This window comes from Phenylobacterium sp., assembly GCF_031425575.1.
Taxonomy (GTDB): domain Bacteria; phylum Pseudomonadota; class Alphaproteobacteria; order Caulobacterales; family Caulobacteraceae; genus Phenylobacterium.
On record NZ_JANPJP010000325.1, the window covers coordinates 1 to 7,218 of the forward strand.

General features: G+C 67.4%; 11 protein-coding genes. 5 read left to right on the top strand and 6 right to left on the bottom strand.

Features of this window, described 5'->3' with window-relative positions:
* Together RMO97_RS18015 and chpT are read right to left on the bottom strand one after the other, a co-directional pair.
* Nucleotides 1-243, bottom strand: a 243-nt coding sequence (locus RMO97_RS18015; RefSeq protein WP_310542395.1) for a response regulator, incomplete at its 3' end; no start/stop codon positions are given.
* 114 nt (nt 244-357) lie between these two features.
* Nucleotides 358-1,047 (bottom strand): histidine phosphotransferase ChpT, encoded by a 690-nt coding sequence (gene chpT, locus RMO97_RS18020; protein ID WP_310542396.1) that lies wholly within the window; start codon nt 1,045-1,047, stop codon nt 358-360.
* A 66-nt stretch (nt 1,048-1,113) separates the two neighbouring features.
* On the opposite strand from chpT, the gene RMO97_RS18025 reads away from it, so the two are divergent.
* Nucleotides 1,114-1,314 carry a DUF3553 domain-containing protein gene (locus RMO97_RS18025; RefSeq protein ID WP_310542397.1) on the top strand — a complete coding sequence of 67 codons (201 nt, stop codon included), beginning with the start codon at nt 1,114-1,116 and terminating at the stop codon, nt 1,312-1,314.
* Nucleotides 1,311-2,081, top strand: a complete 771-nt coding sequence (cysQ, locus tag RMO97_RS18030; protein ID WP_310542398.1) for a 3'(2'),5'-bisphosphate nucleotidase CysQ — start codon at nt 1,311-1,313, stop codon at nt 2,079-2,081. The genes RMO97_RS18025 and cysQ overlap by 4 nt, the downstream gene beginning before the upstream one ends.
* A 6-nt stretch (nt 2,082-2,087) precedes the next feature.
* Here the strand turns inward: cysQ and RMO97_RS18035 are convergent, their stop codons facing one another.
* On the bottom strand, nt 2,088-2,288 hold the full coding sequence (locus RMO97_RS18035; protein ID WP_310542399.1) for a hypothetical protein: 201 nt from the start codon (nt 2,286-2,288) through the stop codon (nt 2,088-2,090).
* A 196-nt stretch (nt 2,289-2,484) separates the two neighbouring features.
* Here RMO97_RS18035 and RMO97_RS18040 point away from each other — a divergent pair, with 196 nt between their 5' ends.
* Nucleotides 2,485-3,276 (top strand): enoyl-CoA hydratase/isomerase family protein, encoded by a 792-nt coding sequence (locus tag RMO97_RS18040; protein WP_310542400.1) that lies wholly within the window; start codon nt 2,485-2,487, stop codon nt 3,274-3,276.
* Between the two features lie 42 nt (nt 3,277-3,318).
* A complete protein-coding gene (locus tag RMO97_RS18045; RefSeq protein ID WP_310542401.1) occupies nt 3,319-4,503 on the top strand; it encodes an acyl-CoA dehydrogenase in 1,185 nt (394 codons plus the stop codon).
* 127 nt (nt 4,504-4,630) lie between these two features.
* Here RMO97_RS18045 and RMO97_RS18050 read toward each other — a convergent pair whose 3' ends face one another.
* The 3 genes from RMO97_RS18050 to RMO97_RS18060 are packed head-to-tail and all read right to left on the bottom strand — an operon-like array spanning nt 4,631 to nt 6,254.
* The gene (locus RMO97_RS18050) at nt 4,631-5,398 is read right to left on the bottom strand and encodes a GIN domain-containing protein (protein ID WP_310542402.1); all 768 of its coding nucleotides are present in this window, start codon (nt 5,396-5,398) and stop codon (nt 4,631-4,633) included.
* Nucleotides 5,399-5,409: 11 nt separating this feature from the next.
* Complete coding sequence (locus tag RMO97_RS18055) at nt 5,410-5,976, bottom strand: DUF1700 domain-containing protein (protein WP_304776001.1); 567 nt, start codon at nt 5,974-5,976, stop codon at nt 5,410-5,412.
* Nucleotides 5,973-6,254 (bottom strand): PadR family transcriptional regulator, encoded by a 282-nt coding sequence (locus tag RMO97_RS18060; RefSeq protein WP_310542404.1) that lies wholly within the window; start codon nt 6,252-6,254, stop codon nt 5,973-5,975. Before RMO97_RS18060 ends, RMO97_RS18055 begins: the two co-directional genes overlap by 4 nt.
* A 275-nt stretch (nt 6,255-6,529) precedes the next feature.
* Here RMO97_RS18060 and RMO97_RS18065 point away from each other — a divergent pair.
* On the top strand, nt 6,530-7,218 hold a 689-nt coding region (locus tag RMO97_RS18065; protein ID WP_310542403.1), incomplete at its 3' end, for a PAS domain S-box protein.

The following is a 7,218-nucleotide window of genomic DNA, read 5'->3' on the forward strand; positions in this document are numbered from 1 at the left end:
GCAGAACACCACGGTGGGCTTGTCCCCACCCGGCTCCAGGCGCAGGTGTCGCAGGAATTCGATGCCCGTCATCACCGGCATGTTCCAGTCCAGCAGCACGGCGTCAGGCATGGCCGCCCGGCACCAGGCAAGCGCCTCCATTCCGTCGGACGCCTCGGCGATCTCGAAGCCGATGTCCTCCAGAATCCGTCGGGCGACCTTGCGGATCACCCGGCTGTCGTCAACGACGAGGCAGGTCTTCAACGGGATACTCCACCCTTCAACCGTCTTCTCGCGCGCGGTTGGTTAAGGAGCCGTATTAACCCGCAGGGAATTCACATTTCGCGCGGCTAGGTCGCAGCCCGGCGTGACGGCCCCTCAGGCCGGAATGCTGGCCGCGAAGGTGACCTGTTCCTCGGTCACGTCGGCGAAGATCCGGCCGCCCGCGTCGGTCAGGAACAGGTGGACGTAATAGGCCTGGACCCAGTGACCGTGCAGCCCCTCCCCCATGACCTCGCCGCGCAGCCCGGCCAGGACCTCTGAGCGCAGGCGGGCGCGGGGTCCGATGGCCTCCACCGCGAGCACCACGGTGGCGCCCTCCACCACCGCGCGGATCTTGGCCACGCCGCCGGTGGGCAGGGCCGCGCCGGCCATCTGGGCGAGGTTGAGAATGGCCCGCGCCGCCGGCTTGTTCAGGGAGGCTGGCTCCACCTGCCAGTCCATTTCGGCGCGCATGTGGGCGAAGACGCCCTGGGCCAGCTTGGCCAGTTCGCGGGCGTCGAACATCTCGGCCGTCGCCGACGCGCCGAAGGCGACCCGGGTGAAGGACAGCAGGTCGGCCAGTTTGCGCGCGCTGCCGCCGATCAGGTTCATGGCGTCCTCGCGCATGTCCTGGGCGCTGGGGTCGTCCAGCAGGTCGAGGCCCGAGACGATGGCGCTGGCCGGGCTGATGAAGTCGTGACACATCCGCGCCGCCAGATATGCGGCGACCTCGGCGGTGCGCGGCGCCGGAGGGAGCTCGGCCTCCCCGGAGGGTTCGTCGGGGGCGTTCTGGTCGATATCTGACATGAGGCCTCGAACTTGGCCTGATTTGGCGCTTTGGCAAAGCGGGGCAGACAGATAGGTAACCGCCTCATGAGCGGTTCCGATCCCTTCCTCCAGCCCGGCGTCATCGTGCGCCATCCGGGCCAGGACGACTGGGGACCAGGCCAGGTGCAATCGGTGGCGGGGCGCAAGGTGACGGTGAATTTCCAGGACGCGGGCAAGCAGGTGATCGACACTGCGATCGTGCCCCTGACCTTTGTGAGCGAAGACCCCCGGAGCGTCAGGCGATGAGCAGTTTCAACACCGACGTCGGCGCCCTGCTGGCCGACATCGTCGAAGAGGCCGGCCGCCTGGTCCTGCCCCTCTGGAAGTCAGGCCTTGAAGTCTTCTCCAAGGCCGACGAGAGCCCGGTCACCGAGGCCGACCGACGGGGCGAGGCGCTGATCCTGCAGCGGCTGGAGACCCACTTCCCGGGCGTCCACGTGATCTCCGAGGAGGACGCCAGCGAGTTCGGAACCCCCGACGCCGTGGGCGAGCGCTTCTTCCTGGTGGATCCGGTGGACGGCACCAAGGCCTTCGTGCGCGGCGATCCCAACTTCACGGTCAACATCGCCCTGATCGAGCACCGCCGCCCCGTGGCCGGCGCCGTCTGCGCCCCGGCCTCGGGCGAGACCTGGTATACCCAGGCCGGCCAGACGATGAAGCGCGTGGTGGGCGAGGCCGGCAGGCCGATCCGCGCCCGGGCCTGGCCTCAGGGCAAGGCCATCGCCCTGGTCAGTCACACCATGAAGGAAGAGACGATCAAGGCCCTGGCCGACAAGTATGGCTTCGACACCCCCAGCGCGATGGATTCCTCCATCAAGTTCTGCCGTCTGGCGGAGGGCTCGGCTGATGTCTATCCGCGCCATGGCCCGACGATGGAGTGGGACATCGCCGCCGGTCACGCGGTTCTGGAGGCGGCGGGGGGAAGCGTGCTGACGCCGGAGGGCGAGGCCTTCGTCTACGGCAAGGCCGACGAGAAATTCCGCAACGGCTGGTTCGTCGCGCGAGGCAGGTAGGCCCGGCTAGATAGCCTTGCGGCTGCCCCAGTCGATGTGGTCCGATGAGATCGGCGCAGCGGCGTCAGATCGGGAGTGTGCAGTGGCGACATTGCCGCCGCCCAAGACCATATAGGTCGCAAAGCCGACGAAGAAGGCGAACACGGCCAGCACCACGAAGGGCCGGACTAGGTCGAACGGGTTGGGATCGGTACGGGTAAGCGACATGGGTGGTCCCTTGGTCTTGAACGCCTGACACGGGAACGACCGACCGCCGCGGAAGGTTGCGACGTTCTGCACACAGACTCACATGATTCGCGCGGAGCGCGAGTGGCGGACTGTCGCATGGTTGTCACCGCCGCTTCAGATCGCCCTTGCCTCCCCGTGCAAGGAACGTGAGGGTCAGGCAAAAGGGGAGACGCGCATGATCTGGCAGACGATCGAGTATGAGGCCCGCGGCCACGCCGGGATCGTCACTCTGAACCGCCCGGGGAAGCTGAACGCCATCAGCGGCGAATTGCGCGCCGATGTCCACGCCGCCTTCGCCCTGGCCCAGGAGGACGACAACATCCGCGCGGTGATCCTCACTGGGGCCGGGCGTGGCTTCTGTTCCGGAGCCGACCTCACCGGCCAGGTCCCGCCGCCTGAGACCAGCCAGAACGCACGTCTTGACGAGATGAGCTGGGTGGGACGATGGGCCAAGCTGTTTCACGACTTCGACAAGCCGCTCATCGGCGCCATCAACGGCGTCTGCGCCGGCGCCGGCATGAGCGCGGCGCTCGGCTGTGACGTCCGCATCGGCTCCGAGCATGCCCGCTTCAAGACCACCTTCGTCGAGCGCAGCCTGTCGCCCGACTCCGGGATGAGCTGGCTGCTGCCGCGAATCGTGGGCTACGCCGACGCCGCCGATCTGATCATGACCAGCCGCATGGTCCTGGCCGAAGAGGCGAAGTCCCTGGGCCTGCTCAACCGCCTGGTGGCCCACGACCAGCTTCTCGACGCGGCCCTGGCCTATGCCGAGGAGATCACCCGCTGGCCGCCGCTCGCCGTGCGCACCGCCAAGAAGGTGCTGCAGACCAACTTCGAAAGCGACCTCGACACCGCCCTGAAGTACGAATCCGTCGGCCTCTCCTTCGCCCGCCGGGCCACCAATGACGTGAAGGAGTCCCGGGCATCGTTCCTGGAGAAGCGCAAAGGCGTCTACACAGGGACCTGACTTGGCGTCATAAGGCCTGCAGTTTTAGCGCAGGAAAAAAACATGGCTCAGGACAGCGCCGCCAAGACCTTCGACTGGGAAGATCCCCTCGACATGAAGTCCCGCCTCACCGAGGAGGAGACCATGGTCTGGGACGCGGCCCGGTCCTATGCCCGCGAGAAGCTGCTGCCCCGCGTGGTCTCGGCCTACGCCGAGGAGCGGTTCGACCGCGAGATCATGACCGAGATGGGGGCCCTGGGCTTCCTCGGCCCGACGCTGCCTGAGGAATACGGCGGCGCCGGTGTGAACCACGTCGCCTATGGCCTGATCGCCCGCGAGATCGAGGCGATCGACTCTGGCTACCGCTCGGCCATGAGCGTGCAGTCGTCCCTGGTGATGTACCCGATCTACGCCTTCGGATCGGAGGAGCAGAAGCGCAAGTACCTGCCCGGCATGGCCAAGGGCGAGATCATCGGCTGCTTTGGCCTGACCGAGGCCGACGGCGGCTCTGACCCCGCCTCCATGCGCACCGTGGCCCGCAAGGCGCCCGGCGGCTATACGCTTAACGGCTCCAAGATGTGGATCAGCAACTCGCCGATCTGCGACGTCGCCCTGGTCTGGGCCAAGCTGGACGGGGTGATCCGCGGCTTCCTGGTGGACCGCGGCTCAGAAGGCTTCACGACGCCGAAGATCCTCAACAAGCTGTCGCTGCGGGCCTCCATCACCGGCGAGATCGCCCTGGCCGACGTCTTCGTGCCCGAAGACCAGATGCTGCCCGGCGTCTCTGGCCTGCGGGGGCCGTTCTCCTGCCTGAACAAGGCCCGCTACGGCATTTCCTGGGGAGCCATGGGCGCCGCCGAGTTCTGCCTGCACGCCAGCCGCGACTACACCAAGACCCGCAGCGTGTTCGGTAAGCCCCTGGCCGCCCGCCAGCTGGTGCAGAAGAAGTTGGCCGACATGCAGACCGAGATCGCGCTCGGCTTCGAGGGCTCACTGGCCCTTGGCCGCCTGCTGGACCAGGGCGCCTGGGTGCCGGAAGCCATCAGTCTGATGAAGCGCAACAACTGCGGCAAGGCGCTCGCCATCGCCCGCGAGGCCCGAGACATCCACGGCGGCAACGGGATTTCCGGCGAGTACCACGTGATGCGTCACGCGGCGAACCTGGAGACCGTCAACACCTATGAAGGCGCCCACGACGTCCACGCCCTGATCCTGGGCCGGGCCATCACCGGCGAGAACGCCTTCTAGGCCCCGACGCCCATCAGGCGGCCGGTCAGGACACAAGAAAATGCCCAGGGCGGGGGAGCGCCCTGGGCCAGTCAGGCCGGCTGTCTTTTTGGGGAAGAACCGTCGGCCGCTCCGCTTGCGCGGATATCTAGTCCAGCTCGTGCACCTCGCCCGAGCCGGAGATGTTTTTTTCCAGCTTCACGGGGCGAGTCTTCAGATCGACCTCCCCGGCGCCCGAAATGTTGAGCCGGGCGCTGGTGCGGGGCGCCACCGCGGCTTCGGCCGCGCCAGAGATGTCCACCTCGACGGTCTCGGCGTCGAGACCGCCGAGATCGGCCTCGCCGGCGCCGGTCATGTTCAGGGTCAGGGCTTTGGTCTTGCCCTGGCCGTTGACCTTGGCCATGCCGGTGGTGCTGATCTCCAGGCTGTCCTGGTCATAGGCTTCGATGTTGAGGCGATCGGCGCCCTTGAGTTCGAAGCGCGTGACCCGAGGCGCGGTCAGGAGGACCTTCAGGCGCGCGCCGGTGTGGCTGACGCGGTCACTGAGCCGGCCCGCCGAAAGTGTCAGGGTGTCGAGGGAGCGCTTGGGTCCGGTGACTGTGAGCTTGCCGGGACCTTCGCCGCCCTGGGTGAAGGTGACCTCGGCGGGCACGTCGAGGATCAAGGCGGTCCCCCCGTCCCAGGCCAGCTCCCGGGTGACGGACGCCCATTCCGGATCGTCCCTGTGGTGGTTGCGCCAACCGCCGTGGCGCTTGCCGTGTTCATCCCAGCCGATGTCCCAGTCGCGGTCGGACCAGCTCCAGCGGTCCCAGCCCTGGGCGGCGATATCGCGGCCGCCGAGGGCCACGGCGCCGCCCAGGGTGACGATGCAGGTGAGAAAGCCCACCACGGCGATGATGACGAGAAGGCGGATCATGTCAGGGGCCTTCAGGCTTGAGGTTCAATGGCCGGCTTGAGCAGCCGGTAGTGGAGGCGCCCGTACCAGACGAGCAGGTTCACGAAGCCGACGGTCACCAGGCAGAGCACGGCGCCCAGGGACACCGAGCCCGCCATCAGGCCGATGCCCGCCAGCATGGCCGCGGCCACCCCGCCCGGCGGGTCCAGGAACGGACCGGCGGCGAAGACAAAGCCGCCGGAGCCGAACACCGCAATCACCGCCACGAACAGCCCCAGCAGGGTGCCGGCGATGGAGAGCACGATGGGCAGCAGGATCAGCAGGTCGATGGCGCCCAGGCCCAGCACCGCGAAGACCGCCGAGGCCGCGGCCGACGGGTTGCGCTCGGACTCCCAGCGCTTCAGGCCTGCCTCGGCGCGCAGCTCGCGCGCCAGGCGGCCAGGGTCGCCCAGGGCGGCGGCGACTTCAGCCTCGGTGCGGCCGGCGGCCTCCCCCTCGGCGAAGTGGGCCTCATAGTCGGCGGCGATGTCGGTGATGGCGTGGGCGGGCAGGCCCGCGAGGCCCTCCCGCAGCCGGGCAAGGAACGCCTGGCGGGTCATTGGGCGTCTCCCAGGATGGCGTTGACGGCCTTGGAAAACGAGACCCAGGCCTGCTTCTGGCTGATGAAGTTCGCCTTCCCGGCCTCGGTCAGCCGATAATATTTGCGCGGCGGACCCGAGGAAGACTCCACCAGATAGGTGTCCACCAGCCCATCGGCCTGCATCCGCCGCATCAGCGGATAGATGGTGCCTTCCCCCATATCGATCCCTTCGGCCAACCGGCTGGCGATCTCGTAGGCATAGTTGTCGCCCCGGGAGAGGAGCGCGAGCACGCACATCTCGAGCACCCCCTTCTTCAGTTGAACTTCCACGGCTTCCACGCGGCCTGCCTCCAAAACCCGCGATCGAACATCGCAAGGTACTGCTTCATACAAGGTAGTGCGCGTCGCACGATAGTGAAATTTCGGTAAGACGGAACAACGTTCGCCGGTCCGGCGCCTCCAGGCCGTATTGACGCTGAGCCGCCCCACTTTCATCACCAACCGACGTTCTTCGAACGTTGCGTTTACGCTTCCCGCCTAAGAGTTGGCCTCGAACGAGGGGGATAGTTTCCATGCCGGCAGAGCGTGCGACCGACACGCCGACGGAACACGGGCGGATGATCCAGTGGCTGTTCGCCAACAGCCAGGAGTTGCTGCTCGTCATCGGACCCGACGCCCGATTCAAGCTGGTGAACCCAGCCTGGACGGCCACGACCGGCTGGGCGAGCGAGGAGATCATCGGCAGATACCCCGCCGACTTCATCCACCCCGACGACCTCGAGGCCTTCGGCGAGCTGGCCGAAAGGCTGGTTGAAACCCGCATCGGGCAGAACCTCGCGCGCATGCGGATGAAGGACGGTTCCTACCGCTGGTTCGAGGGCCGCAGCCAGCTGACCGACGACGGGCACATCATCGGAACCCTGCGCGACGCCACCCGAGACCGCGAGCGCGAGGCCGAGGTGGAGGACGCGCGCCGCACCCGACTGTTGCTGTCAGAGAGCGCGGGCGTGGGCACCTGGTCCTTCGAACCGGCCGGCGAGCAGCTCGACTGGTCCGATGATATCCTCGCCATCACCGGCTACAGCCGCGACGAGATGGGGAGCGCCGAGGCCTTCCGCGAAATCCTGCATCCCGACGAGGCCCAGGCCGTCCAGGCCGCCTTCAACCGCGGCATCCTGGAGGGTGTTCCCCAGACCCTTGAACACAGGATGCGCAACAAGGACGGCCGCTGGTCCACCTGGCGCGCCACCTTCCATTGCGA

Coding starts and splice junctions, on each gene's coding strand:
- chpT (WP_310542396.1), bottom strand. CDS start 1,047: ATGTCAGATATCGACCAGAACGCCCCCGACGAACCCTCCGGGGAGGCC.
- RMO97_RS18025 (WP_310542397.1), top strand. CDS start 1,114: ATGAGCGGTTCCGATCCCTTCCTCCAGCCCGGCGTCATCGTGCGCCAT.
- cysQ (WP_310542398.1), top strand. CDS start 1,311: ATGAGCAGTTTCAACACCGACGTCGGCGCCCTGCTGGCCGACATCGTC.
- RMO97_RS18035 (WP_310542399.1), bottom strand. CDS start 2,288: ATGTCGCTTACCCGTACCGATCCCAACCCGTTCGACCTAGTCCGGCCC.
- RMO97_RS18040 (WP_310542400.1), top strand. CDS start 2,485: ATGATCTGGCAGACGATCGAGTATGAGGCCCGCGGCCACGCCGGGATC.
- RMO97_RS18045 (WP_310542401.1), top strand. CDS start 3,319: ATGGCTCAGGACAGCGCCGCCAAGACCTTCGACTGGGAAGATCCCCTC.
- RMO97_RS18050 (WP_310542402.1), bottom strand. CDS start 5,398: ATGATCCGCCTTCTCGTCATCATCGCCGTGGTGGGCTTTCTCACCTGC.
- RMO97_RS18055 (WP_304776001.1), bottom strand. CDS start 5,976: ATGACCCGCCAGGCGTTCCTTGCCCGGCTGCGGGAGGGCCTCGCGGGC.
- RMO97_RS18060 (WP_310542404.1), bottom strand. CDS start 6,254: ATGTGCGTGCTCGCGCTCCTCTCCCGGGGCGACAACTATGCCTACGAG.